This window comes from Streptomyces sp. NPDC032822 (assembly GCF_055578825.1).
The window spans coordinates 294008-319332 of record NZ_JBVIOL010000010.1 but is presented as its reverse complement, the minus strand read 5'-3'; the positions used below and the strand labels follow the sequence as shown (position 1 = coordinate 319332).

Genomic DNA, 25325 nt, shown 5'->3' with positions numbered 1-25325 from the left:
CGATCCCTTCCCAGTCCCAGTCCCAGTCAGGGTCCGAGTGCGGGTCCACCGCGAGTCGTCGTCGGCCGGTCCCGCCTCCCCCGCGCGCCTCGCGATGCTCACGCGCTCACCTCCCGGCAGGCCCGGTAGAAGTCCTTCCAGCCGTCGCGCTCCCGGACGACCGCCTCCAGGTACTCCTGCCAGATGACCCGGTCGGCCGCGGGATCGCGGACGACGGCGCCGAGGATGCCTGCGGCGACGTCCCCGGCCCGCAGCACGCCGTCGCCGAAGTGGGCTGCCAGGGCAAGGCCGTTGGTGACGACGGAGATCGCCTCGGCCGTCGAGAGGGTGCCGCTCGGCGACTTCAGTTTGGTACGGCCGTCGGCCGTGACGCCGTCGCGCAGTTCGCGGAAGACGGTCACCACCCGGCGGATCTCGTCGATGCCGTCGGGCGCGGCCGGCAGGTCGAGGGAGCGGCCCATCTGGTCGACGCGGCGCGACACGATGTCGACCTCGGCCTCGACGCTCTCCGGCAGCGGCAGCACGACCGTGTTGAAGCGGCGGCGCAGGGCGCTGGAGAGGTCGTTGACCCCGCGGTCGCGGTCGTTGGCGGTCGCGATCAGGTTGAAACCGCGGACCGCCTGCACCTCCTGGCCCAGTTCCGGTATCGGCAGCGTCTTCTCCGACAGGATCGTGATGAGCGTGTCCTGTACGTCGGCCGGGATCCGGGTCAGTTCCTCGACCCGGGCGGTCATTCCCTCCGCCATGGCCCGCATGACCGGGCTGGGCACGAGGGCGTCGCGGCTCGGACCGTGCGCGAGCAACTGCGCGTAGTTCCAGCCGTACCGGATCGCCTCCTCCGGCGTACCGGCCGTGCCCTGCACCAGGAGCGTCGAGTCGCCGCTGACCGCGGCGGCCAGGTGCTCGGACACCCAGGTCTTGGCGGTACCGGGCACGCCGAGCAGGAGCAGGGCGCGGTCGGTGGCGAGCGTGGTGACGGCGACCTCGACGAGCCGGCGCGGGCCCACGTACTTCGGTGTGATCACCGTGCCGTCCGGCAGTGTGCCGCCGAGCAGATAGGTGGCCACGGCCCACGGCGAGAGTTTCCAGCGCTCGGGGCGCGGTCGGTCGTCCTGTGCGGCGAGCGCGGCGAGTTCGTCCGCGAAGGCGTCCTCGGCATGCGCCCGCAACGCCACCGGCGGCTTCTCGTCCGGTACTTCCACAGACATCGGTTCCACGGACACAGTCATGGCTGAGGCCCCCTCCAGCTCGGCCGGTTCGGATCTGGTACCACCGTGCACCACGCCACTGACAATGCGTTGTGACCTGCGAAAACGCAGTCGCCCGTCCGCCGCCCGGCCCGATTGTCAGTGCTGGGATCTACCTTCGATGTCATGACTCAGCAGGGGGTGCGCTGGAGCGCGGATCAGGTGCTGGCACTGGCGCCTGACGCCGCATCACGCAAAGCGGGAAGCAAACTCGGCGCGGCCGGGCCGTGGTCCGGGGCGGGGAGTGCCGACGAGGGGACGGTGTGGGGGCAGTGCAAAGGCAGTGGCAGCAGGCCGTATCAGACGGTCGTCGACATCGCGGACGCGTCCGGTCCGGCGTACAAGTGCAGTTGTCCGAGCCGGAAGTTCCCGTGCAAGCACGCGCTCGGGCTGCTGCTGCTCTGGGCGGGCGCGGACGACGCGGTGCCGTCCGCGCAGCCGCCGGACTGGGCCGGGGAGTGGATAGCGGGAAGAAAGAGTCGCGCGACGGAGAAACGGTCGGCGGGCGCGGCCGGTTCCCCGTCCGGCTCCGCTGATCCGGAGGCGGCGCGCCGCAGGGCGGAGCGCCGGGCCGAGCGCGTCACCGCGGGGGCGACGGAGCTGGAGCAGCGGCTGACGGATCTGCTGCGCGGCGGCCTCGCGGGCGCGGAACAGGCGGGGTACGGGCTGTGGGAGGAGACGGCGGCCCGTATGGTGGACGCCCAGGCCTCCGGACTGGCCGCGCGGGTGCGGGAGTTGGGGGCGATCCCGGCGTCCGGTCCCGGCTGGCCGGTGCGGCTGCTGGAGGAGTGTGCTCTCCTCCACCTCCTCGACCAGGGCTGGCTGCGCCGGGAGCGGCTGCCCGACGGCCTCGCGGCGACGGTCCGTTCGCGGATCGGCCTGCCCGCCTCGGCCGACGGCCCGCCGGTGCGGGACCGCTGGCTGGTCCTCGCGCAGTACGACACGGCGGACACACGTCTGACGACCCGCCGGATATGGCTGTACGGCGCCCAGTCGGGCCGTTCGGCGCTGCTCCTCTCCTACGGCGCCGCCGGCCGCGCACCCGACCTGGCGCTGCCGGTGGGGCTGAGCCTGGACGCGGAGGTGTCCGCCTACCCGGGTACCGGGCAGCTGCGGGCGGCCCTGGGTGAGCAGTTCAGCCCGCCGGCTCCCGCGGCGATCCGGCCGCCGGGAGTGACACCGGCCCGGGCGGCCGACCGTTACGGCGAGGCGTTGCGGGACGATCCCTGGCTGGACTCCGTCCCGGTGACGCTGGACCGGGTCGTCCCGGTGCCGGACGGTGACTCCGTGCAACTGGCGTCCGCCGACGAGGACGAGGCGCTGCCGCTCACCCCGGCCGCCCGCGCCCGACCGGGCCTGTGGCGCCTGGTCGCCCTCTCGGGCGGGGCCCCCGTCAAGGTCTTCGGCGAGTGCGGCCACCGGGGCTTCACTCCGCTGACCGCCTGGCCGGAGGGGCCCGGCGAGGCGGTCTCCCTGTGCTGAACCGAAGGGCTTCCCACCAAGGGGACTTCCGCCCAAGGGGCTTCTCCCGAAGGAGCCTCCACCGAATCCGCTTCCGCCGAGCGGTCTTCCAGAAGCGCACCGCACGCCTCACCGGCACCCCATGCCCCGCACACGTCACACCCGTCGTATCCGGCGCACACCTCGTACGTCTCACCCGCCTCGCACGGAAGGGAACCGCATGAACAGGACCTCCGCTGCCCCGGACTCGCCCTCGGACTCGACCACGTCGTCCCCCTCAGCCACCCCCACACCCACGCCGGCTCCCGGCAACTGGGAGGAGCTCGTCACGGCGGCGCTCCTAGGCACCGAGCGGCGCACCCCTCCGGGTTCCGCGCCGGGCCGGGAGGCGCCGGTGGCGCTGCTGGACGCGGCGGCCGTCGAGACCGTACGGCGGCGGGCGGGCCTGCGGCCGGGGCGGGTGGCCCGGCGGCCGGAACCGGCGGCCAAGGATCCGCGCCCGGCGCTGCCCCCGGCGGCGGCCCGCAGGCTGGCGATGCTCCTGGCCGACCGCCCCGGCACGGGCGGCGGTGGCCGCCGGGGTACGGCACCGGATCTGATGGAGCTGCTGCCGCAGTGGCTGGCGGCGGCGAACGCCCGTGGTTTCGCGGCACCCCCCGAGATGCTGCCGGCCGTCCTGGACGCGGCCCGGGGCCGTACGGACCTGCGTCCCGCGGCACTGGCCTTCGCGGGGCCGCGGGCCATGTGGCTGGCCCGGCTGAACCCGGACTGGCGGTTCGCGCTGCGGGCGACACCGGGCGGGGGCGCGGCGCTGCCGTCCTCCGAGGACACCGAGTCGATCCACCGCTTGTGGCAGGAGGGGCTGTTCGCGGAGCGGGTCGCGCTGCTCTCCGCGATCCGCGCTCGCGACCCCGCCGCCGCCCGTGAGCTGCTGACGACGACCTGGGCGACGGAACGGGCCGAGGACCGGCTGATGTTCCTCGACTCGCTGCGCTCGGGCCTGGCCGCGGCGGACGAGCCGTTCCTCGAACAGGCGTTGGCGGACCGGAGCCGCAATGTGCGGGCCACAGCGGCCGAGTTGCTGTCGGCCCTGCCGGGTTCGGCACTCGCGGCGCGGATGGCGGTCCGGGCCGGCTCGTGCGTGGCCGTCGACCACACGGGGGATGCGCCGGCCCTCGCCGTCGAGGCGCCGCACGAGTGCGACGCGGGAATGGAGCGTGACGGGGTCGTCCTCAAGCCACCGGCGGGTCGGGGTGAGCGATCGTGGTGGCTGGGTCAGTTGGTGGAGGCGACACCGCTCGCCTCCTGGTCGGCGCGGCTCGGTGGCCGTACTCCCGGGGAGATCGTGGCTCTGCCGGTCGCGGACGACTGGCAGGGCGAACTGCATGCCGCGTGGTGCCGGGCGGCGGTGCGGCAGCGGGACGCCGCGTGGGCGCGGGCACTGCTCGGGGCGCCCCAGGCACCCGAGGCCGGTGGCCCCGGTGCCGTGTCACTGGCCGAGCGTTCCAAGCTGCTCGGCACGCTGGGCTCCGCCGAACGGGCCGAGTGGGTGGCCGGATTCATCTCCACCCACGGCCTGTCCGAGGCGTTCCAGCTGCTCGGGGTGTGCGCGGTGCCGTGGACGACGCCTCTGGGGCGGGCCGTCGTGGACGCGCTCGACATCGCGCGGGACGCGGGGAGTTACCCATGGAGCTTCAGCGGAGTGATGGGGCTGGCCGAGCGGTGCCTGGACCCCTACGAGGCGAGCCGCCTCGACGGCCTGCAGGCGGTGCCGGACGAGACGGAGGACGCGTCGCCGGGAGCCGGAGGCTACTGGGCGGAGGCCTTCCAACGTCTGGTGACCACACTGCGGTTGCGGGCGGCGATGACCGAGGAACTGACCGCACCGCACACCGCGATACCCCCGGTTCCCGTCCACACCCAAACCCAGCCCCAAGCCCCGGCATAGCTTCGAGCCCAGACCCCTGCCCCAGCCGAGATCCGTGCCCACGCCCCGTCCCGTGCCCAGTCCCAGGTCTAGGCCCCGGCAGGGTGCCGCACGTTCGCGCGGACCCAGTCCACGATCGACTGGGTCGTCGCCCCCGGCGTGAAGATCTCCGCGACCCCCTTCTCCTTCAGGGGTGCGATGTCCGCCTCGGGGATGATCCCGCCGCCGAAGACGAGGATGTCCTCCGCCTCACGCTCCTTGAGCAGGGCGATCACCGCCGCGAAGAGGGTGTTGTGCGCCCCGGAGAGGATCGAGAGACCGATCGCGTCGGCGTCCTCCTGGATCGCGGTGTCGACGACCTGCTCCGGGGTCTGGTGGAGCCCGGTGTAGATCACCTCCATGCCGGCGTCCCGCAGGGCCCGCGCGATCACCTTGGCTCCGCGATCGTGGCCGTCGAGCCCCGGTTTGGCGACCACCACGCGGATCGGACCGGCTGCCACACCCATCACTGCCTCCATGAAGCGACTGCATCCATCCGTACCGCATCCGTACGTACCTACCGAATCCACACGCGCCGAATTCAGACGTACCGAACTGCGTCCCTCCGTACCGACCGGTACCGCATCGACCGGGAAGTGAACGAACGTTATCGCCAGCATCCCGCAACCGGCAGTTTCGCGGTGGATACCGAGGGGGAAATCACACGATGGGACACGTTCGGGAGCCGCAACGAGGTCGTCGCACCGCCGCGCCACAGGCCGCACGGCGTGGCGGTGGGACGCTTCGGCAAGGGCACGAAGAGCACGCAGGGCGAGTAGGGCACGACAGCGGGAGCCTCGTCGCACCACCCTCACCCCCCATGCTCCACTCGTTCTCTGTCGGAGACCTCCGCCGCGTCTCCCCATGAGGGCACACGGGGGACAGAGTTGTCCTTCCGCGTGCCGACAGGAGGTCGGCCATGAAGGTCACCGGGGCAGGCTTGCCCTTTCTCCCCATCTGCCGACGCGTCCTCCAGGGCGTGGTCCCGGACGGCATCCCGGACAGAATCGCGGAAGGCATCGCGAACAGCGTCCCGGAGAAGCTGGCGGGCATGTCCCTGGCACTCCTGAAGGCGACGGCCCTGGAGATCGCGATCCTCGCGGGCCATCTGCTCCTCTACCCCTCCGGTATCACCCAGGAGCGCCGCCCCTCCGTGTCCCCGCTTCCGGCACCGGACGACGCCGACACGCCACAGCTGCCGACGGAGTCGAAGCCCCCGGTCGTCCTGCTGCACGGCTTCATCGACAACCGCTCGATCTTCGTCCTGCTGCGCCGCAGCCTCGCCGGGCACGGCAGGCAGCAGATCGAGTCGCTCAACTACTCGCCGCTGACCTGCGACGTCCGTACCGCGGCGGAGCTGCTCGGCCGGCACATAGAGGAGATCTGCGAGCGCACGGGCAGCAGCCAGGTCGACGTCGTCGGGCACAGTCTCGGCGGGCTGATCGCGCGGTACTACGTCCAGCGGCTCGGCGGCGACCTGCGCGTGCGGACGCTGGTGACCCTCGGCACGCCGCACTCCGGCACCCGGGTGGTGCCGCTGGCGAACGCGCACCCGATCGTGCGCCAGATGCGCCCCGGTTCGGAGTTGCTGGAGGAGCTGACCCGGCCCGCGCCGGGCTGCCGTACGCACTTCGTCAGTTTCTGGAGCGACCTCGACCACCTGATGGACCCGCTGGAGACCGCCTGTATCGACCACCCCGACCTGACCGTGCAGAACGTGCGGGTGAGCGGTGTCGGGCATCTCGCCCTGCCGGTGCACCCCGCCGTCGCGACGGGAATACGGCAGGCGCTCGACACGCCACGGACAGCGACGCATTCCGACTCGCACGTCGGCTCCCACACCGGCGGCCTGACGGTGGCATGACGGCGGTGCGACGGCGGTGCGACCATCGGCGGACTTCCCTCGAAGCAGCGTCTGAGTACCGCCGGAGTACCGCCGGAGCACCGACCAATGTCGAACACTCTTCGAACACAGGGCCAAACCCTCGCCCGCAGTCCCCCGAAACACAGCCGAATGCCCGTTTCCTTCGGACGCGAAACCCGACGAAGATTGTCGTGCCCGCATACCGCCGGGTACAGTCACCGCACTGCTCTGGCAGCCCCTGTTGTCGAGGCGAAAGAGAAGTTGGTGAACGATCGTCACCCGTCGGGGACCATGACCACCCCGGCTTCGGCTTCCGACGCCGCTTCGTCGCCCCATGCGTCGTACGGCACCCAGGAAGCCCAGTACGGCGACTTCACCACGTACGGCGCCTATGACGCCACCGGTTTCGACGGCACGTCGGGCAGCGGTTTCGACACCGCGGGCCACGCTCCCCAGTCCTTCGAGGCCGACCCTCTCTTCGGCAACCTTCCCGGCGACGGCACGGGCTCGTACGACGCCTCGACCTGGTCGACGGGCAGTCACCAGACCCTGAACTACGACGGGTACGCGGCCCAGCACCACGCCGCCTACGACACCGGCGCGTACGACAGCACCGCCTGGACCGGCGAGCACCAGCAGCTCTCCGCGATCCCGCCGCAGGCCACCGGCACCGACACCAGCGGCCAGTGGGACGCGAGCGCCTGGCTCCAGCCCGACGCGCCGGGCTGCCCGGCCGACCAGACCCAGCACTGGGAATGGGGCACGCAGACCTTCGACACGGGCGCCTACGACGCCACGCAGTGGAACTCCGACGGCGGCGGCACCCCGTCCGCGACGGGCCACGAGGAGTACGAGCAGCACCCGACGGCCGCCTTCGAGCAGTCGGCGTACGACGGCACGTACGACGAGGGCGCCGCGCACACCGGAACCTACGACGAAGGCGCCACGCACGACGGCGAGTTGGCCGCCACGGGCGTCATGTCCACCGTGACCGACGGGCTTCTCCTCGACGACCAGGAAGAGGTCACCCCGGCGCCCGCCCCCGAACCGGCCGCGGCCTCCGCCCCGTCCTCGCGTGCCGCCGCCCGCGGCGCCTCCCGCTCCCGCCGCCGTCCGCCGCCCAGGCGTTCCGCCCTGCTGACGGTGGCCGTGCCCTCGGCCTGTGTCATGGGGGTCGCGGGAATCGCCGCCGCGTCCGTCGGCACGCTGAGCGACGACACCGCGGACGCGAGGACGACGTCCGCGTCGGACGCGACCGCCGTCAAGCCGTCCGCCGCGAACAACAAGTTGGACACCCAGCTGGAGAGCCTCTCCGCCGGAGCCGACGACTTCGCCGACCGGGCCAGCCGTACGCAGGAACGTATCGACCTCAAGGCTCAGCAGCTCGCGGAGAAGAAGAGGGCCGCCGCGGAGGCCGCGCGCAAGGAGCGGCTGCGCCCCAAGTACGCGATGCCGGTCGCGCAGCACGGCCTCAGCGCCTACTTCGGCCAGGGCGGCGTCAACTGGATGTCCGTGCACACCGGCATCGACTTCCCGGTCTCCTACGGCACGACCGTGATGGCCGCGACCGACGGCACCGTGCGGACGCAGTGGAACAGCGCCTACGGCAACATGATGATCGTGACCGCGAAGGACGGCACGGAGACGTGGTACTGCCACCTCTCCAGCTACCGCGTCGCCTCCGGTACGACCGTCAAGGCCGGTGACCCGATCGCGTACTCCGGGAACTCCGGCAACTCGACCGGCCCGCACCTGCACTTCGAGGTACGGCCCGGTGGCGGCTCGGCCATCGACCCGCTCCCGTGGCTGCGCAGCCACAGCATCGACCCGACGTAGGTCGCAGACCTCAGGAAGCAGGGCTCAGAGGCTTTACCCAAGCCCCTGAGCCCCGGACCCCGAAGTCCGTGCCCGTGAAGCCCCCGCCCGACTCCTGAGCCCTCGGGCCCCTTCCCGGGGTCGCCTCCTACAGCTTCTCCACCGGTGCGTACCGCAGCAGCAGCCGCTTCGGCTTGGTGTCGCCGAAGTCGACGGTCGCCTCGGCGTTGCCGCCCGTGCCCCCCACGCCCACGACCGTGCCGAGCCCGAACTGGTCGTGCGTCACCCGGTCCCCGACCGCCAGCGAGACGACCGGCTTCTCCGAGGTCCGGCGGGTGGCGAAGCCGGCCGCGCCCGACGCGGCGGAGCGGGAGCGGGACGAGGACAGCGAGGCGGCCACCCCGGACGCCGGACCGGAGGGCATCGGCGCGGTGGCACCGGTCCGCTTCCAGTCGACGTGCTGGGCCGGGATCTCCTCCAGGAACCGCGAGGGCGGGTTGTACGACGGCTGCCCCCACGCGCTGCGCATCGAGGACCGCGTCAGATACAGCCGCTCCCGCGCGCGCGTGATGCCGACGTACGCCAGGCGCCGCTCCTCCTCCAGTTCCTTGGTCTGGCCGAGGGCGCGCATGTGCGGGAAGACGCCGTCCTCCATGCCGGTCAGGAAGACGACGGGGAACTCCAGGCCCTTGGCGGTGTGCAGGGTCATCAGGGTGATGACGCCCGAACCGTCGTCCTCCTCGTCGGGGATCTGGTCGGAGTCGGCGACGAGCGCGACCCGCTCCAGGAAGGCGGCCAGCCCTGCCGGTGTCTCGGTCTCGGCCGCTTCACGGCTCTCCTGCTCGAACTCCAGGGCCACCGCGGCGAGTTCCTGGAGGTTCTCGATCCGGGTCTCGTCCTGCGGGTCGGTGGAGGCCTGCAACTCGGCGAGGTAGCCGGTGCGTTCGAGGACCGCTTCCAGGACGGTCGCCGGGCCCGCGCCGGACTCGACGATCGTACGGAGGTCCTCCATCAGCGTGTTGAACTTCTTGACGGCGTTGGTCGAACGCGACGCCATGCCGTACGCCTCGTCCACGCGCCGCAGCGCCTGCGGGAAGCTGATCTTCTCCCGCTGGGACAGGGCGTCGATCATCGCCTCGGCGCGCTCCCCGATGCCCCGCTTGGGGACGTTCAGGATCCGCCGCATCGGGACGGAGTCCTCCGGGTTGGCCAGCACCCGCAGGTAGGCCAGGACGTCCCGGACCTCCTTGCGCTCGTAGAAGCGGACACCGCCGACGACCTTGTAGGGCAGGCCTACGCGGATGAAGATCTCCTCGAAGACACGGGACTGGGCGTTCGTGCGGTAGAAGACGGCGACGTCGCCGGCCTTCGCGTCGCCCGCGTCGGTCAGTCGGTCTATCTCCTCGGCGACGAACTGTGCCTCGTCGTGCTCGGTGTCGGCGACATAGCCGGTGATGCGCGCGCCCGCGCCCGCGTTGGTCCACAGGTTCTTGGGGCGGCGGGACTCGTTGCGCTCGATGACCGCGTTGGCGGCGGTCAGGATGGTCTGCGTGGAGCGGTAGTTCTGCTCCAGGAGGATCGTCGTCGCGTCCGGGTAGTCCTCCTCGAACTGGAGGATGTTGCGGATGGTCGCGCCGCGGAAGGCGTAGATCGACTGGTCGGCGTCGCCCACGACGCAGAGTTCGGCGGGCGGCAGGTCGTGCTCGCTCGGCGGTACGTCCACCGGGTGCTCGGAGGTGCCCACGAGCTCCTTGACCAGCGCGTACTGGGCGTGGTTGGTGTCCTGGTACTCGTCGACCATGACGTGCCGGAAGCGGCGGCGGTAGTGCTGGGCGACCTCCGGGAAGGCGCGCAGCAGGTTGACCGTCGTCATGATCAGGTCGTCGAAGTCGAGGGCGTTGGCCTCGCGGAGACGGGACTGGTACATGGCGTAGGCCTGGGCGAGGGTCTTCTCGAAGCCGTCGGCGGCCTGGGCGGCGAAGTCCTCCTCGTCGATCAGCTCGTTCTTCAGGTTGCTGATCTTGGCGCTGAAGGACTTGGGCGGGAAGCGCTTGGGGTCGAGGTCCAGGTCGCGGCAGACCAGGGCCATGAGGCGCTTGGAGTCGGCGCCGTCGTAGATCGAGAACGACGAGGTGAAGCCGAGCTGCTTGGACTCCCGCCGCAGGATGCGCACGCACGCGCTGTGGAAGGTCATCACCCACATCGCGTTCGCGCGCGGGCCGACGAGCTGCTCGACGCGCTCCTTCATCTCGCCCGCGGCCTTGTTGGTGAAGGTGATCGCGAGGATCTGTCCCGGATGCACGTTCCGCGCGCCCAGCAGGTGGGCGATGCGGTGGGTGAGCACCCGGGTCTTGCCGGAGCCGGCGCCGGCCACGATGAGCAGCGGGGTGCCGTGGTGCACGACCGCGGCCCTCTGGTTCTCGTTCAGCCCGTCCAGGAGCGCGGCCGGGTCGATCGCCGGGCGTGGGGCGCCGTCGCGGTAGTAGGCGTCCCGGTCCGGGGGCACGTCGAACTTCCCGCCGAACAGATCGTCCGGAACCGGCTCCGGAACGTGATCGTCCTCGGGCGGTGGCGGGTGTTCTTCCTCGTGCTCACCGGAGTGGGTCCGAGGGGCCTGGAGGTTCGCCAGGAAGCTGTCGTCAAAGAGGCTGCTCATCGCTCTCCGAGTCTAGGGCTCCCCACTGACACCCCACCCCCGCCCCGGGAAAACCGTCCGCCCGACGCACCCCTCACCCTTCGGAACGCGCCCCTCACGTTCGGCGACCGACCAGGGCGGACGGGTCGCGACACCCGGCGACCTGACCGAAGGTCACGAAAATGTATCGGGCATATCGAACATCATCCTTCACAGGGACCACACCCGTTGGCTACCGTTCGAGGCAGGCCGTACGACCCCTCCCGGCGAACGTCGCCGGGCCGCACGGCCTCCGCCGAGTCCGACGCGCCGCCGTGCGCCCGGAGCCGGGGACCCACCGAACTTGGGGTGAATCGGCCCGACTTCCCTTCAGGGAACGGCCGTAGGGCACACCTTCCCGACCAATCCGCCCGAACCCGACAGCTAACTCGGTAGGCGGAACGTGGAAGGAGTCGCCTCCCTTGGCGTCGCACCGCAAGTCGCGTCCTTCGGGTACGCGCGTAGCAGGCATACGGACCCCGGCCCTCGCCACGGCCGCCCTCACCTCCGTTGCCCTGCTGTCCCAGACGGCCAACGCCGCCCCGGCCGCCGATGACAAACCGAGCCTCGAAGAGGTCGAGAAGAAGGTCGGCGACCTGTACCGCCAGGCGGAGTCGGCGACCGACAAGTACAACGCGGCCCAGGAGAAGACCGCGAAGCAGCGCAAGCGCGTCGACACCCTCCTCGACGACGTCGCCGAACGCACCCAGGGTCTCAACGAGGCGCGTGAGGAACTCGGTTCGTTCGCCGCGGCCCAGTACCGCAACGGTGCCTCCACCCCCGACACGGCGACCTTCCTGCTCGCGGACTCCCCTCAGGACTACTTCGACCAGACCCAGCTGATGGGCCGGCTGACCAATCGTCAGAAGGGCGCGGTCGACGACTACGTCACCGAGCGGTCCGCGACGATGGAGAAGCGCCGGGAGGCCACGGAGAGCCTGGAGACGCTCACCAAGGCGCAGGGCGACCTGAAGACCTCCAAGGCCACCGTCCAGAAGAAGCTCGCCGACGCCCGCGCGCTGCTGTCTCAGCTGACCGCCGAGGAGAAGGCCCGGCTCGCGGCGATCGAGCAGGAGAAGCAGCGGGAGGCCACGCGCAAGGCGGCCGAGCTGGCGCGGCAGCAGGCGGCGGACCAGAAGGCCCGGGAGCAGGCGGCCACCGCCCGGCAGGACACCGGTACCGGCTCGTCGAGCTCGTCGTCCGACACGGTCCCGGACGCCTCGTACGCCGCCAAGGCCGCGAAGACGCTCGCCTACGCCCGCGCCCAGATCGGCAAGCCGTACGTCTGGGGCGCCACCGGCCCCGGCTCGTACGACTGCTCCGGCCTCACCCAGGCCGCCTGGAAGGCCGCCGGCGTCACCCTCCCCCGCACCACCTACGACCAGGTCGACGCCGGCACCACGGTCTCCCTCTCCGCCGCCCGGCCCGGCGACCTCGTCTTCTTCTACGACGACATCAGCCATGTCGGCATCTACATCGGCAACGGCATGATGATCCACGCCCCGAAGCCGGGCACGTACGTCCGCGAGGAGTCGGTCTACTACGACGGGGAGTCCTCGATCTACCGGGTGGTACGGCCGGCCTGAGGCGGGGCCGGGGACGCGAGGCGCGCGCGTAGGCACGCAAGACGCAGCCACGCGCGCGTAGGGACGAAAAAGCCGGCACGCGCGCGTGCGCGTCCTCCTCGGGGGACGCACGGCGCTCCCTGGCATCGCCCCATGAGCGTGCGAGGGCGGTCACCCTGCTCGTGCTCGACCTGGCCTGGCCTGGGCGGTCGCCGCGGCCGGGGTCAGGTCCACAGCACGGCGATGAAGATGTTCGCCGTGGTCAGCAGACCCACCAGGCCGAACAGGCCCTTGTCCACTTTCTCGTCGTCCCGCTTCACGTAGACGAGCCCGAGGACCACGATCAGCAGGGCCAGCTTCACGCCGATCTTGATGTTGTCGACGGGCTGGTCGTCGGCCTGGTTGAGGCCGACCAGGATCGCGCCGGTGACCAGCATCGTCAGCGCGCCGTGCAGCATCGCCGGGACGAAGCGGGCGGTGCCGCGGCCCATCGCCTTCATCTGGGTGAGGAATCCGCCGAGCAGCGAGGCGATGCCGACGATGTGCAGGCCGACGAAGAGATGGATGAGTACGTCCATGAGGCCGGAGCCTAGTCAGACGGGCCCGCCCCCCTGACACCGACCCACTCCACCGCGCCCCACCCTTGCTCGCTCCACCCGCTTCCCCCGCTCGCTCGGATCTTGCATATATGCGGCCCCTAGCACCCCACTGCCCCCAGGGGTGAGGATTCGGCACATCGGTCATCCCCCTGCACGAAGCCGACGGCTCCGGCGACGGATCACGATCACATGCGGTCACGCGGTGGCCAGCTGGAGGAACTTCCGCACATCGCGTTACCGCACCGTCACCGTCAGGTTTAGCGTCCTCGTCAGGTGACCGGCTCCCCACCGCCGCCCGGGCCAGGGGCGGCAGTCGGCCACCACCGCCGAAAAGATCCGGCGGCGGTCCGCTCCCCTGTGCGGGCCGCCGCCGGACGTGTGACCGCCTCCGGGCGGCCGTACGCCCGCTCCCCGACTTGGCGTTCGTACGGACACGACGAGCATGACGGACATGCCGAACACGGCGGTCGTACGAAAGGACGTGCAGTCCACGTGGCAGCGCACCGCAAACCCCGGCTACGCCCGGTCGTCGGTACCAGGGCCCGCACGGCGGCGACGATCGCCCTCGCGGGCGCGGCGACCGCGACCGGCTTCGACGGGATCGGACACGCCGAGCCGCAGCTCACCCCGGCCCAGGTCAAGGCCAAGGTGGACAAGCTCTACCAGGAGGCGGAGGTCGCCACCGAGCGGTACAACGGCGCGAAGGAGAAGGCGGAGGGGGCCGAGACCCGGCTCGCGACCCTGCGGGACCAGGCGGCACGCAAGACGGAGAACCTCAACTCGGCGCGGGACGCGCTGGGTTCGATGGCGGCGGCGCAGTACCGTGACGGCGGTCTCGACCCCGCGCTGCACCTCGCCCTCTCCCAGGACCCCGACCGGTACCTGGACGGTGCCGAGTTCGCCGAACGGGCCGGCAACCGCCAGGCCTCGTCGGTCGCCCGGGTCCGTAAAGAGCTGCGGGAGATCGAGCAGTTGCGCGGCGCCGCACACATCGAGCTGGCCTCCCTGAAGTCCCACCAGGCGGAGCTGAAGCGCCACAAGAAGACGATCAACGGCAAACTGGACGCGGCCCGCCGACTGCTGACCCGGCTGCCGGCGGAGGACCAGTCGCGACTCGGGGCGACCGGCGACCCGTACCGCGCCTCACGCTCGTCGACGGCGGACCGGGACGGCCTCGCACCCTCCGGCTCCGGCGCCTCCCAGGCCCTCAACTCCCGTGCCGGGGCGGCCGTCTCCTACGCGTACGCCAAACTCGGCAGCCCCTACGTCTGGGGCGCGACCGGCCCGAACGCCTTCGACTGCTCGGGCCTCATGCAGGCCGCGTACCGCTCCGCGGGCGTCTCCCTCCCCCGCACCACCTACGCCCAGATCGACACCGGCAGACGCGTCTCCCGCTCCGAACTCGCCCCCGGTGACCTGGTCTTCTTCTACTCCGCGATCAGCCACGTCGGCCTGTACATCGGCAATGGCCAGATGATCCACGCCCCGAACCCGTCGGCGCCGGTACGGATCGCGCCGATCAGCGAGATGCCGTTCGCGGGGGCCGCGCGGGTGGTGTGAGAAGTACACCCCCACTCCTGTCGGCCGCCTGTACCTTGTTCTGCACCGTGTGAGGAGCGAGGTACGCAGGGTGAAGGTCTATCTGTCGTCCACGGTGTCCGACCTGGAGGCATACAGGACGGCGGTGCTCGCCGCACTGCGCCGGCTCCCGCTGGACGTGGTCGCCATGGAGGACTACGCCGCCTTCGACGAACGCCCGTTGGAGAAGTGCCTGGCCGATGTGGAGAGTTGCGACCTCTACATCGGGCTCTTCGCCTTCCGCTACGGCTTCGTGCCGGAGCGGGGGCCGTTGAACCCGGAGGGGCGGTCGATCACCGAGCTGGAGTACCGCAGGGCGGGTGCGGCGGACCGTAAGCGGCTGATCTTCCTCGTCAAGGACGGCGCTCCCTGGTCGACCGATCACATCGATGCCCTGACCGGCTCCGGCGAGCACCCCGGTGACAGCATCAGGCAACTGCGTGCGGAACTGGCGAAGGACCACGGCGTCGGCTGGTTCAGCAACCCCGACCAGCTCGCGGCAGCGGTGGTGGCGGCCGTGGCGGCCCACCCGCGGCTTCCCGTGGGTGGTGCCGATCCGCCCCGACCCGTCGCGGAACCACCGCACCCCCGACGGCTGACCGGTGACCTGCATCTGCTGCACGCCCCCAAGGACCGGGCCGCCGCCGACCAGTTGGCCGGCGCGCTCCGAGGCCTGTGGAACATCACCACCTCGACCACGGACCTGTTGGCGTCCACCCCCGAGGAGATACTGGCGCTGGACCGTGCGGTGACGTCGGCCCGCACGTTCGGCCTGCTGCTGTCCCCCGCACTGCTCACCCTCCTAGGCGAGAACCCCGGACGCTCCGGCCGGATCCTGGACATGGCCCGAGCGCGCACTCCGGGCCCCCTGTTCGCCGTCACCGCACCGGGCTACGACGACTGGGAGCCACCCGACTTCGCACCCTCGGCGCCGGTCGAGGTCATCGCCGGCTCACCGGCACACCCCTTGCAGAACCACTTGCACGCGGCGCTCTCCAAAGCCGTCGGCCTCTCCCGTCCGGAACCCGAGATCGGCCTTCCCGTCGTCGTGGTGGCCATGACCGACACGGAGGCGGACGGCCTGATCGGTACGCCGGCCGGGCCGGTGGCGGACATCGTGCGGGGCTTCGGCATGTCCCCGCGGTCGGCCCGTGCCCGGTACGGCACGTCCCGGGCGGACTGGAGACCCTTCGGCGAGCAGGGCCGGACCATCGGGCAGGTCCTGGAGAACGCGGTGACCGGGGTGAACGATCCCGACCTGCTCCTGCGCGGCCGGAAGATCAGGCTCCAGCCCTACCTCTTCGATGACCTGCTCTCCTACGACCCGGCCCACTCCCTCGTCTTCAGGGACATAGCCCGCAACGGCTGCCTGGTCGTCGCCGACGAACTCTCCCTCCTCCACCAGGACTTGGAGTCCGCCTTCCTCGCGTCCCCGCTCTACCAGGGCGCCCAGGTCTCCCTGATCACCCTCTCCCCGGGCGACCCGGCCGCCGGCACCCCGCACGAACTGATCCGGCGCGAACTGGCCGGCCGTCTCCGCCACACCGACCACCGCTTCGGCCACCAACTCGACCCGCTCTGCGAGATGAACGTCGCCAGCAGACCCCACCTCGACCGGTGGCTGCGCGCCAGCCTGCCCCAGACCCTGGACGCCTACCGCAACGCCCGCCCCAGCGCCGACAAGGCCCGGCTCCTCGAAGCCGAACTGGGCACCCGCCCCAGCGTTTCGATGGCCCGCCTCATCACGGAAGGCGGAGCGACATGATCGTCACCTTCTACTCCTACAAGGGCGGTGTCGGCCGTTCCATGGCACTCGCCAACATCGCCGACCAACTCGCCCGGAGCGGAATGCGGGTGCTGATGGTCGACTTCGACCTCGAAGCACCCGGCCTGGAGCACTTCTTCCCCATCGACCACGCACGGGTACGCGGCCGGGAAGGCCTGCTCGACCTGCTGCTCGCCTTCAAGTACGCGATGTCCGTGGCCGCTTCGGACGCCGTCGAGGCCGAGGACGACGCCTTCCGCGACCTCGACCGCTACCTCTCCACCATCTACCCGCGGCGCTCCGACGGCGGCTGCCTCGACCTGCTCCCGGCGGGCCGACGCCTGACGGACGAACAGATCAGCCGCTACGGAGCCGAGTTGCGGCGCTTCGACTGGCAGGACTTCTACTACGTCTGGTCGGGCGAGCTGTTCTTCGAATGGTTCCGCCGCACCTGCGCCGAACGGTACGACGTCGTCCTCGTCGACAGCCGTACCGGCGTCACCGAGCTGGGCGGCGTCTGCGCCTACCAACTGGCCGACGTGATCGTCGCGTTGTCCGCGCCCAACCTCCAGAACATCGAGGGCACGGCGATGATGGTCCGGCACTTCCTCTCCCCCCAGGTCCGCGCCGTACGCGGCGACCGCCCCCTGGAAGCCCTGGTCGTCCCCGCCCGCGTCGACCAGAACGACGCCGCCCCCCTCAACACCTTCGCCGAGCGCTTCCGTACCGCCTTCGACCCCTTCACCCCCGCCGCTGTCGCACGAGCGGGCCTGGCGTTCTGGGAACTCCAGGTGCCGTACGTACCGGCGTACGCCTTCGACGAACAGGTCATCACGGACCCGGGCCGTTCGGAGGAACGCCGGGAACTGGCGGACGCCTACGCCAGTTTGCGCAAGGCCATCGCCTTGCTGGCCCCGGCCGACAACCCTCTGGCGGCGCTACGGCCCGTCCCCGCGCCTGCGGCCGCGTCCATGCAAGAGACCAGTGGCTCGTGGAGACAGGTCCCGGTCGAGACGCGCTACGACCCCACCACGCGGTTCGCCTCGGCGGACGTGCTGCTGTCGTACCGCAGCACCGACAGGGAAACAGCGGAGCAGATCCGAGAGTTGCTGACCGTGCGCGGCAGCTTCCAGGTCGCCGAGACACTGCAGGGCCAACGGCTCAAAGAGGCCCTCCGGGCCAAGGTCAGCCTGGTGCTTGTCAGCCCACCGGGCCTGAGCCTTCACCAACGGCACGAACTCGACACCATGGCCGCCCGGCAGGACTCCCGCCTGCTGCCCGTGCTGCTGCCCGACGTCGACGAGGTACCGGAGGAGCTGCGCAGATACACGTATCTCGATTTCCGGGAGGGGCTGGACGAGCAGGGGCTGTTGGACACCGTTCGGGCGGCTCTGAGGCCGCCGGTCCCCCCCGACCCCGAGCCGGCTGGGTCTGAGCGTTGTCCCTATCCGGGGTCGGCGCCCTTCTCCGAGGCCGACGCGGACCTGTTCTTCGGGCGGCGTGAGCTGGTCCGGCAGGTCCTGTACTCCGTGGAGGAGCGCCGGATGTGCACGATCATCGGTGACGCGGGCGTCGGCAAGACGAGCTTCGTCAACGCGGGGGTACTGCCGGCGTTGCGCACGGGCATGCTGCCCGGCAGCCATCTCTGGCCGACCGTCAAGATCCACGGGTCCGGCGGTGCCGCGCAACTGCTGGAGGGGCTGCGTACGCTGCTGGACCGCCCGGCGGACGGCGGACAGATCGGGCCGGAGGACGGCGGACAGATCAGCCCGGAGCACCTGAACCAGGCACTCGGGGAGCGCTTCCGTCGCGTGGTCGTCGTGATCGACCATGTCGAGGAGCTGTTCACGGTGGCCGACGCCCCCGAGCGCGATGCCTTTGCCACCCTGCTGCGGACACTGGTCAGCACGCAGGATTCGGTGGTCGTCGCCATCGCCGTCCTGCGCGCCGATTTCTATGTCCAGGCCCTCGAATACATGCCCTTCCTGATGGAACACCCCACCCATGTCCCACCCATGTCCGAGGCGGGCCTGCGGGAATCGGTGGAGAGGCCGGCTCGGGCCGTCGGACTCCAACTGGAGCCCGGTCTCACCGACCGGCTGATGCGGGACCTGGCCGAAGCGCCGGGCGCTCTTCCCCTCCTGCAACACGCCCTCCAAGAGGCATGGCGTCTACGGGAGGACGGCTACCTCACCCACCAGGCATACGCGTCGAGCGGGGCAATTCAGCTCAGCCTGGCGTACACCGCCGACAGGTTGCTCGCCTCCCTGTCACCGGACGAACGTCGCCAGGCTCGTCAGCTCCTTCTGAGTCTGGTCTCGGTCGACTCCGATGGTCAGCACACGGGACAGGCGATTTCCCTGGCGACCATCGCCGCGATAGGAGCCGGGGACGTGTGTGAGCTCCTGGTCAACGGCCGCCTGCTCGTCATCACCACCGATCCCGTGAGCGAGCCATCCGTGCGGCTCGCTCACCACGCGCTCATGGATTCATGGCCGACGTTCCAGAACTGGATCACGGAGGCCAGAACCGAACTCGAACTCCGCCAACGGCTGTCCGTGGCCGCCGAGGACTGGCACCGCTCCGGCCGGGAACGGGAGGGACTGCTCGGCGAGCGCAGCCTGAGCTTCGTCGAAGGTCGGGCATCGGACATGCAGATCGCGTTCGGGGCGCTTGAGAAGAACTACCTGGCAGCGTCGAGGGCTGATGCCAAAAGGACACGCACCACGAATTACCTGGCCTACGCCACGGCGGGCATCGTCATAGCGGGAGTCCTCTTCTCCTTTTTCGCCATGCTTCGGGGCTACTCGATGCCGACGGCAACCACTCAGGTGCTGACCGGTGTCGCCGGTGCCATGATGACCGGGGCAGGCCTGTTCCTACGCCGCCGCGAACGTCGCTCCCTGACCCCATTGCCCTGACTTCAGACACGCTGAGGCGCACGCAAGGCGGCACGCACCTGCGCCACCACGTCCCGCACCGCCACGCTCTGCGTCCCGGTCGACTCCCGGCTCGCCCTCGTCCCCCGGCTGCCACACGCCCGGCACAGCCCTCCGGGCAGGGCCTCCGGCCGCCCGGGTACGCCGCAGTCGGTGCACTCCATCAGGGCTCGGGGCGCTCGGCCCACCGGGGCGGCGGCGGGTGGCGCGGGCGGCAGCTTGTCGACGAGCCTGCGCCTGACGAACGCCCGGGGCGCGTGCACCTGGTCCGGAAGCCCGGCGGCGAGGATCCTGGACCACTGGTCCGGCGTCACACCCCGGTCCAGCCAGTCGGCGGCCAGCGGTTCGAGGGCGGTGCAGTCGGCGGAGGAGAGCGCCAGGCGCGGGTCCTGGAGGCCGAGTTGGGCGAGGACGACGTAGGCGGCGGGCGGCGCGGGCGCGTCGGCCCGGGGTTCGACGGGCTCGACGGGCACAGGTGCCGCTTCGGCGGGCGTCTCGGACGACGACGTCACGTCACCCGCGAGGACCCCGGCCCACCATTCGTCGTCACGTGCGGTACGGGACCAGTACGTTTGACATCCTCCCCCTCTTAAAAGAGGGGGATTCCAGCCCATTCAGGCTGAGGTTCACGGACGTTCGACCGCTGTGTGGGCGGTGTCGTCCCTCCGGCACCGGCTGTTCGCCGGGGGCGGGGGATCCCGCCCTGTCCTGCCGCGACGTTGATACTGGCGTTGGTGTCCGCGTTGCAGGTGAAGCCGCAGGAGGAGCAACAGAATTCGGCTTGGTTCTTGCGCGAGTTCTTGTCGATCCATCCGCAGGCACTGCATCGCAGACTCGTGTACGGGGCGGGGACGTCTTCGACCCGGCCGGTGGCCTTGTGCTCGGTGCGCTGCCGCAGCAGGCCCCACCCTTGGGCGAGGATCGCCCGGTTCAGTCCGGCCTTGGCCGCGCGGCCGTTCTTGAGGTACTGGCCGGGCTGGTCGGGGTCGGGCTTGGCCTTTGCCCTGGCGGTCATGTTCTTGATGTTCAGCTTCTCGAACCGCACCAGGTCGTAGGTGCGGGCGACCATGGTGCTGGTCTTCTCGCACCAGTCCTTGCGCCGGTCGGCTTCGCGGGCCTTGAGGCGGGCGGCCTTGGCGTACTCGGCGGTCTTGCGGTCGCTGCCCTTGGGTGCGCGGGCGGCGCGGCGTTGGTGCTTGCGGATCTGCGCGCGCTCTTTGGTGGTGAGCTGGGGGCAGTTGAGGGTGCGGCCGTCGGAGAGGGCGGCCGTGATGGTCACGCCCCGGTCGATGCCGATGGCCTCGCCCGTGGCGGGCGCGTCGATGGGGTTGGGGATGACGGCGAACGCCGCGTGCCACTGCCCGTTGCGGAAGGTGACTCGGAACGTCTTCGCCGCAGGGAGCTTTGGGCGGGTGAGGCGGAAGCGGACCCAGCCGCAGCCGGGCACCTTGACCTGCGCCCATCGCTTGTTGAGCTTCTGTACCACGACGGAGCGGCCCATGACCTGCTTGCCGGTCTTCGCGTTCAGCTTCGGCGTGCTGTCCTCGTTGTACTCGGGTGTGCGGTCGGTGCCGATGCCCCGGAAGCCCTCGTGCCGGAACTTCCTGCGCCAGGTCGGCTCGCCGAACCCCGAGGTGAAGCGGGCGTTCTTGGCTTTGGCGAAGTCCTTCAGGGCCTGCTGCTGCACGTCGGCGTTCCCGGCGCCGAGCCATTCGTTGTCGCGTCGGGCTTCGGTGAGCTGGCGGCACTGCTCGGCGAAGCCGGGTGCGGACTTGCGCCACCTGCGCCAGTGCGAGTGCTGCTCAACGGCGAGGTTCCAGACGTACCGGGCGTGCGCGCAGTGCAAGAGCAGCTGCTCTTCCTGCTCGCGCGTCGGGTACATCCGGAAACGTGACATGCCGCCACCATAGTGGCAGGATGGCGGCATGGTCAAAGTTACCGTTCGCATCCCCGATGAGCTTCACGCCCGACTGGTCTCGCAAGCAGAGACCGACCGGCGGTCCCTCAACTCCGAGATCCTGCATCTGCTTGAGGTCGCCCTCACCGCCGTGGACGGCGACGACCCATCGCCCTGAAGGCGACTGGTCTATCCCATGCCCCGCTACGCGGGAGCGGACATTCACCCCGGCCCTGAAGGACCGGGCACCCCGCCCGGCAAGATCGGTGGAAGACCCACCGCATGCCGGTGTCACCCTGCTCCGGCCGGATACGGCGGCGTACGCGGCGCAGATGTCCGGCCCGGCCGAGTTCGTTGAGCGCGGAGCGGACGGCCTGTTGGCCATAGAGGGGTTGTGCCTTGGCGAGGGTCTTGGCGTCCATCGCCGCGTTGTCGGGGAGCCGGTCGAGGAGGCTCGCGAGATACGCCTCACGGGGAGGGAGATGGCCGAAGTCGCCCCGCCCCGGTGGCGACTGGTCCGGCGCGGAGCGTTTGCCGTAACCGGGCTTGGCCATGGGATGCGCTGCGGGTGCGGACAGGGCAGCGCTAGAGTTTTCGTAAGCCACGAGATCGTCCTGTTCGATCTTGGGGTGAGACCCCGGCGGGTGTTGGTAGCACCCGACCGGGGTTGTTTGTTGTCGCGAACGCTAGAGGGTCGCGACGGTGTGTCGCAAGCCGATCACGAAAAGTCATCTGCGCGGGTGGGCGGCGCAGTTGTGCGCGCGGGGAGGGCGGGAGGGTGGGTTCAATCTTCCCGACCATTCCTTGAAAAAAGGGGCTCGAATCCCGAACCTCGAAGCCCGAACCCCGAAGCCCGGGGCTCAGACCTCGCGGGAAGGGGAGCGGGATATGTACCCGCCGAAGGTTGCCCAGGCGTCCACGCCCGCCTCGAAGCTCGAAGCGGGGGCTCCGAGCGCCGAGCTCCGAGTCACGGACATGGGTGGCGTGTGGACGGCGGCGGCTTCGAGGCCTTCGCCGCCTTGGTCATCGCTGTAGCCGGACTTGAATTACGTCGGCTCGGAGGCCCAATGCTGGCTATGCTGCCGGTCCCCCGCGGGTGAACGTCACATGGGTGACCCCGCTGGGCGAGGCCGTGGACTCGACCTCGTAGTCCTTCTCGACACCCTCCAGCCCGTCCCAGAGACGTACGCCTCGGCCGAGCAGGATCGGGACCACCACGACGTGCAGGCGATCGATGAGCCCGGCGGCGAAGAAGTCGCGGACGACGGTGGGGCCCCCGCCGATCCGTACGTCCTGGTCGCCCGCCGCCTCGCGGGCCGTCTCCAGCGCCTTGGCGGGCGAGGTGTCGAGGAAGTGGAACGTCGTGCCGCCCTCCATCTCGATCGACGGGCGCGGGTGATGGGTGAGGATGAAGGTCGGTGTGTGGAACGGCGGGTTGGGGCCCCACCACCCCTTCCACTCCGGGTCCTCGTGCCATCCGGGCGGGCCGAACTTCCCGGCGCCCATGATCTCGGCGCCGATGCCGGGCTCGAACTGCCGCGCGAAGGCGTCGTCGAGGCCGCCGGTCCCTCCGGGCCGGCCGGTCATCTCGTGCCAGAACCGGGTGGCGAACATCCACTCGTGCAGCCTTTCGCCGGCGTGGCCGAACGGCGCGTCAAGGCTCTGGACGTCACCGGTGCCGAAGCCGTCGAGCGAGATGGAGAAGTTGTGTACGCGGGCGTGTGACATGGCTGGGGACTCCCTTCCTGATGTCATGACCTCTCATACCGATCCCCTCAGGTGTCAGACGAGCCTCCGCGCCGTCGCCCACCGAGTCAGCTCATGCCGGTTCGACAGTTGGAGCTTCCGCAGTACCGCCGACACATGGGACTCCACCGTCTTCACGGAGATGAAGAGCTGCTTGGCGATCTCTTTGTAGGCGTAGCCCCGGGCGATCAGCCGCAGCACCTCCCGCTCCCGCTGGGTGAGGCGGTCCATGTCCTCGTCCACCGGTGGTGCGTCCGTGGAGGCGAAGGCGTCCAGGACGAAACCGGCGAGCCTCGGCGAGAAGACCGCGTCGCCCTCCTGGACCCGGAAGACCGAGTTGACGAGATCCGTGCCCGTGATCGTCTTGGTGACATAGCCCCGCGCGCCACCGCGGATCACACCGATCACGTCCTCCGCCGCGTCCGACACGGACAGGGCGAGGAAGCGGACGGGCTGCTCGGCGTCGGCCATCAACGGAGCGCAGCGGCGCAGGACTTCGACGCCGCCGCCGCCCGGGAGATGGACGTCGAGGAGGACCACCTCGGGGCGGGTCGCGGTGATGACGGTGACCGCCTGGTCGACGTCCGCCGCCTCGCCGACGACCTCGACCCCGGTCTGCTCGGTCTGGCCGATCTCGGCCTGGACGCCCGTACGGAACATGCGGTGGTCGTCGACGAGGACCACGCGCACATGGCGCCCGGTCTCACCGCCGGAGGCCTCCGCCGCTCCCGCCGTGCCGGTCCCCTCGGTCGGGTCGCTCATGACGTCTTCTCCGCCCTCTCCATCTCCAGCTCGACCTCCGTGCCGCCGTCCGGCACCGCGCGCAGCCGCGCCGTGCCGCCGTAACGCTCCATGCGGCCGATGATCGATTCTCTGACGCCCATGCGGTCGGCGGGTATCGAGTCGAGGTCGAAGCCGGGGCCGCGGTCCCGGACGGACACGAACACCGTCTTTCCCTCGACTTCGGCGAAGACCTGCACCGCGCCGCCCTCGCCACCGTACTTGGCGGCGTTCACCATCGCCTCGCGTGCGGCCTGCATCTGTGCCCCGATTCTCTCGTCGAGCGGGCAGTCGCCGACGACGACCACCTCGATGGGGACGCCGTGCTTGTCCTCGACCTCCGCGGCGTTGCGCCGGACCGCGTCGGCGAGGGTGGTGGGTTCGTCGGCCTCGTCCTTGCCGGTGCCCTCGGGCTTGTAGAGCCAGGTGCGCAGGTCGCGCTCCTGGGCGCGGGCGAGGCGGCGCACCTCGTTCGCGTTCTCCGCGTTGCGCTGGATCAGGGTCAGGGTGTGCAGCACCGAGTCGTGGACATGGGCGGCGACCTCGGCGCGCTCCTGGGCACGGATGCGCATGAGGCGCTCCTCGGAGAGGTCCTGGGTCATGCGGACCAGGTAGGGACCGGCCAGCAGCGTTATCCCGACGAGGACCGCGAGGGCGGCCTGGAGGACCGAGCCGAGGTGGGCGGTGGAGCCCTGGAGGACGAAGACGCCGGAGACGCCCGCGGTGACCAGGAGGACGCCGGCCACGGCGCGCAGCAGGGTGAGCGTGCGCCGACGGCGGCCGGCCTCGACCCAGCGGGCCCGGCGGGCGTTGTCCGCCTGGCGCCAGACGAGGGCGACGCCCGCGCCGGCCAGGACCACGGGCCAGAGGTAGGCCTTCGCGCCGTTGCCGAGGTTCACATTGCCGACGAAGACCATGGCCACGACGACCATGAGCAGCAGGGCCACGATCTGGCCCTTGTCGGGCCTGCGCGCGACGAGTCTGCGGCGGCCGTCCGCGGAGGTCTCGGTGGCGACGAGGGAGGGGGGCTTCTGACCGGCGACGCCGCCGATGCCGAGCGGGACGAAGAACCAGAACGCCGCATACAGCAGGGCACCGAGGCCGTCCGCCATGAACAGGCCGACGAAGACGAGCCGCACCCAGATCACGGGCAGGCCGAGATGCCCGGCGAGCCCCCGCGCCACGCCACCGAGCCAGCGTCCGTCACTGCTGCGGTAGAGCTTGCGCGGCGGCCGCGGTTCGACGAGTGGCGCTGTTGCGGCTTCCGGCATGCCATCGATGTTCACACGGTGGCGGAGCCGGAGCATCAGGGTTGTCCCCGGAGACTCCCCTGATCTTCGGCGGGCGGGTCCGTCGAACGCTTCCCCGGCGCCGGCTCAGGGCAGATATCAGGGTCCGGCCAGGGTCGTCCCGACTGCCGCGGCGGCGG

19 protein-coding genes and 1 riboswitch are annotated in these 25325 nt (G+C 70.7%); of the genes, 10 read left to right on the top strand and 9 right to left on the bottom strand.

What is annotated here, in order from left to right; translation table 11 throughout:
* Positions 1 to 98: 98 nt before the first annotated feature.
* Positions 99 to 1229: an ATP-binding protein gene (locus tag ACZ5VD_RS28155; protein ID WP_468547555.1), complete on the bottom strand. Its 1131-nt coding sequence runs from the start codon at positions 1227 to 1229 to the stop codon at positions 99 to 101.
* A gap of 144 nt (positions 1230 to 1373) precedes the next feature.
* Between ACZ5VD_RS28155 and ACZ5VD_RS28150 the strand changes: the two genes are divergently transcribed.
* Together ACZ5VD_RS28150 and ACZ5VD_RS28145 are read left to right on the top strand one after the other, a co-directional pair.
* A complete protein-coding gene (locus ACZ5VD_RS28150; protein ID WP_468683682.1) occupies positions 1374 to 2729 on the top strand; it encodes an SWIM zinc finger family protein in 1356 nt (451 codons plus the stop codon).
* Between the two features lie 199 nt (positions 2730 to 2928).
* Positions 2929 to 4656, top strand: a complete 1728-nt coding sequence (locus ACZ5VD_RS28145) for a DUF5691 domain-containing protein (RefSeq protein ID WP_468683680.1) — start codon at positions 2929 to 2931, stop codon at positions 4654 to 4656.
* A 68-nt stretch (positions 4657 to 4724) separates the two neighbouring features.
* On the opposite strand, the gene ACZ5VD_RS28140 is transcribed toward ACZ5VD_RS28145, so the two are convergent.
* Complete coding sequence (locus ACZ5VD_RS28140; protein ID WP_468547841.1) at positions 4725 to 5141, bottom strand: cobalamin B12-binding domain-containing protein; 417 nt, start codon at positions 5139 to 5141, stop codon at positions 4725 to 4727.
* Between the two features lie 129 nt (positions 5142 to 5270).
* On the opposite strand from ACZ5VD_RS28140, the gene ACZ5VD_RS28135 reads away from it, so the two are divergent.
* From ACZ5VD_RS28135 to ACZ5VD_RS28125, 3 genes are all read left to right on the top strand, one after another.
* Positions 5271 to 5453 carry a hypothetical protein gene (locus ACZ5VD_RS28135; protein ID WP_468547558.1) on the top strand — a complete coding sequence of 61 codons (183 nt, stop codon included), beginning with the start codon at positions 5271 to 5273 and terminating at the stop codon, positions 5451 to 5453.
* 140 nt (positions 5454 to 5593) lie between these two features.
* Complete coding sequence (locus ACZ5VD_RS28130; RefSeq protein ID WP_468547559.1) at positions 5594 to 6538, top strand: lipase family alpha/beta hydrolase; 945 nt, start codon at positions 5594 to 5596, stop codon at positions 6536 to 6538.
* A gap of 291 nt (positions 6539 to 6829) precedes the next feature.
* Complete coding sequence (locus ACZ5VD_RS28125; protein WP_468683707.1) at positions 6830 to 8374, top strand: M23 family metallopeptidase; 1545 nt, start codon at positions 6830 to 6832, stop codon at positions 8372 to 8374.
* Positions 8375 to 8501: 127 nt separating this feature from the next.
* Here the strand turns inward: ACZ5VD_RS28125 and pcrA are convergent, their stop codons facing one another.
* Positions 8502 to 11009 (bottom strand): DNA helicase PcrA, encoded by a 2508-nt coding sequence (pcrA, locus tag ACZ5VD_RS28120; RefSeq protein WP_468547560.1) that lies wholly within the window; start codon positions 11007 to 11009, stop codon positions 8502 to 8504.
* 262 nt (positions 11010 to 11271) lie between these two features.
* A riboswitch (cyclic di-AMP (ydaO/yuaA leader) is annotated at positions 11272 to 11441 on the top strand.
* Positions 11442 to 11449: 8 nt separating this feature from the next.
* Between pcrA and ACZ5VD_RS28115 the strand changes: the two genes are divergently transcribed.
* A complete protein-coding gene (locus ACZ5VD_RS28115; RefSeq protein WP_468547561.1) occupies positions 11450 to 12613 on the top strand; it encodes a C40 family peptidase in 1164 nt (387 codons plus the stop codon).
* A gap of 203 nt (positions 12614 to 12816) precedes the next feature.
* Here the strand turns inward: ACZ5VD_RS28115 and ACZ5VD_RS28110 are convergent, their stop codons facing one another.
* Positions 12817 to 13170, bottom strand: a complete 354-nt coding sequence (locus ACZ5VD_RS28110) for a hypothetical protein (protein WP_468547562.1) — start codon at positions 13168 to 13170, stop codon at positions 12817 to 12819.
* A 513-nt stretch (positions 13171 to 13683) separates the two neighbouring features.
* Between ACZ5VD_RS28110 and ACZ5VD_RS28105 the strand changes: the two genes are divergently transcribed.
* The 3 genes from ACZ5VD_RS28105 to ACZ5VD_RS28095 are packed head-to-tail and all read left to right on the top strand — an operon-like array spanning position 13684 to position 19455.
* Positions 13684 to 14751, top strand: a complete 1068-nt coding sequence (locus tag ACZ5VD_RS28105; protein ID WP_468683678.1) for a C40 family peptidase — start codon at positions 13684 to 13686, stop codon at positions 14749 to 14751.
* 49 nt (positions 14752 to 14800) lie between these two features.
* Positions 14801 to 16534: a DUF4062 domain-containing protein gene (locus ACZ5VD_RS28100; RefSeq protein WP_468683677.1), complete on the top strand. Its 1734-nt coding sequence runs from the start codon at positions 14801 to 14803 to the stop codon at positions 16532 to 16534.
* Positions 16531 to 19455, top strand: coding sequence for an nSTAND1 domain-containing NTPase (locus tag ACZ5VD_RS28095; RefSeq protein WP_468683676.1), 2925 nt, complete (start codon positions 16531 to 16533; stop codon positions 19453 to 19455). Before ACZ5VD_RS28100 ends, ACZ5VD_RS28095 begins: the two co-directional genes overlap by 4 nt.
* 2 nt (positions 19456 to 19457) lie before the next feature.
* On the opposite strand, the gene ACZ5VD_RS28090 is transcribed toward ACZ5VD_RS28095, so the two are convergent.
* Positions 19458 to 19985 carry a hypothetical protein gene (locus ACZ5VD_RS28090; RefSeq protein ID WP_468683675.1) on the bottom strand — a complete coding sequence of 176 codons (528 nt, stop codon included), beginning with the start codon at positions 19983 to 19985 and terminating at the stop codon, positions 19458 to 19460.
* A gap of 77 nt (positions 19986 to 20062) precedes the next feature.
* Complete coding sequence (locus ACZ5VD_RS28085) at positions 20063 to 21370, bottom strand: RNA-guided endonuclease InsQ/TnpB family protein (RefSeq protein WP_468683674.1); 1308 nt, start codon at positions 21368 to 21370, stop codon at positions 20063 to 20065.
* 28 nt (positions 21371 to 21398) lie between these two features.
* On the opposite strand from ACZ5VD_RS28085, the gene ACZ5VD_RS28080 reads away from it, so the two are divergent.
* Complete coding sequence (locus tag ACZ5VD_RS28080; protein ID WP_468683673.1) at positions 21399 to 21548, top strand: Arc family DNA-binding protein; 150 nt, start codon at positions 21399 to 21401, stop codon at positions 21546 to 21548.
* Between the two features lie 896 nt (positions 21549 to 22444).
* Here ACZ5VD_RS28080 and ACZ5VD_RS28075 read toward each other — a convergent pair.
* From ACZ5VD_RS28075 to ACZ5VD_RS28065, 3 genes are read right to left on the bottom strand one after another with little or no spacing between them, the layout of a single operon-like run.
* Positions 22445 to 23098, bottom strand: coding sequence for a dihydrofolate reductase family protein (locus tag ACZ5VD_RS28075; protein ID WP_468683672.1), 654 nt, complete (start codon positions 23096 to 23098; stop codon positions 22445 to 22447).
* Positions 23099 to 23152: 54 nt separating this feature from the next.
* The gene (locus ACZ5VD_RS28070; RefSeq protein ID WP_468547569.1) at positions 23153 to 23878 is read right to left on the bottom strand and encodes a LuxR C-terminal-related transcriptional regulator; all 726 of its coding nucleotides are present in this window, start codon (positions 23876 to 23878) and stop codon (positions 23153 to 23155) included.
* The gene (locus tag ACZ5VD_RS28065; protein WP_468547570.1) at positions 23875 to 25167 is read right to left on the bottom strand and encodes an ATP-binding protein; all 1293 of its coding nucleotides are present in this window, start codon (positions 25165 to 25167) and stop codon (positions 23875 to 23877) included. The genes ACZ5VD_RS28070 and ACZ5VD_RS28065 overlap by 4 nt, the downstream gene beginning before the upstream one ends.
* Positions 25168 to 25325 lie beyond the last annotated feature (158 nt).

What these genes read in the sequence shown, in the direction of transcription:
- ACZ5VD_RS28155 (WP_468547555.1), bottom strand. Translation starts at nt 1,229, where the DNA reads ATGACTGTGTCCGTGGAACCGATGTCTGTGGAAGTACCGGACGAGAAG.
- ACZ5VD_RS28150 (WP_468683682.1), top strand. Translation starts at nt 1,374, where the DNA reads ATGACTCAGCAGGGGGTGCGCTGGAGCGCGGATCAGGTGCTGGCACTG.
- ACZ5VD_RS28145 (WP_468683680.1), top strand. Translation starts at nt 2,929, where the DNA reads ATGAACAGGACCTCCGCTGCCCCGGACTCGCCCTCGGACTCGACCACG.
- ACZ5VD_RS28140 (WP_468547841.1), bottom strand. Translation starts at nt 5,141, where the DNA reads ATGGGTGTGGCAGCCGGTCCGATCCGCGTGGTGGTCGCCAAACCGGGG.
- ACZ5VD_RS28130 (WP_468547559.1), top strand. Translation starts at nt 5,594, where the DNA reads ATGAAGGTCACCGGGGCAGGCTTGCCCTTTCTCCCCATCTGCCGACGC.
- ACZ5VD_RS28125 (WP_468683707.1), top strand. Translation starts at nt 6,830, where the DNA reads ATGACCACCCCGGCTTCGGCTTCCGACGCCGCTTCGTCGCCCCATGCG.
- pcrA (WP_468547560.1), bottom strand. Translation starts at nt 11,009, where the DNA reads ATGAGCAGCCTCTTTGACGACAGCTTCCTGGCGAACCTCCAGGCCCCT.
- ACZ5VD_RS28110 (WP_468547562.1), bottom strand. Translation starts at nt 13,170, where the DNA reads ATGGACGTACTCATCCATCTCTTCGTCGGCCTGCACATCGTCGGCATC.
- ACZ5VD_RS28095 (WP_468683676.1), top strand. Translation starts at nt 16,531, where the DNA reads ATGATCGTCACCTTCTACTCCTACAAGGGCGGTGTCGGCCGTTCCATG.
- ACZ5VD_RS28085 (WP_468683674.1), bottom strand. Translation starts at nt 21,370, where the DNA reads ATGTCACGTTTCCGGATGTACCCGACGCGCGAGCAGGAAGAGCAGCTG.
- ACZ5VD_RS28080 (WP_468683673.1), top strand. Translation starts at nt 21,399, where the DNA reads ATGGTCAAAGTTACCGTTCGCATCCCCGATGAGCTTCACGCCCGACTG.
- ACZ5VD_RS28075 (WP_468683672.1), bottom strand. Translation starts at nt 23,098, where the DNA reads ATGTCACACGCCCGCGTACACAACTTCTCCATCTCGCTCGACGGCTTC.
- ACZ5VD_RS28070 (WP_468547569.1), bottom strand. Translation starts at nt 23,878, where the DNA reads ATGAGCGACCCGACCGAGGGGACCGGCACGGCGGGAGCGGCGGAGGCC.
- ACZ5VD_RS28065 (WP_468547570.1), bottom strand. Translation starts at nt 25,167, where the DNA reads ATGCCGGAAGCCGCAACAGCGCCACTCGTCGAACCGCGGCCGCCGCGC.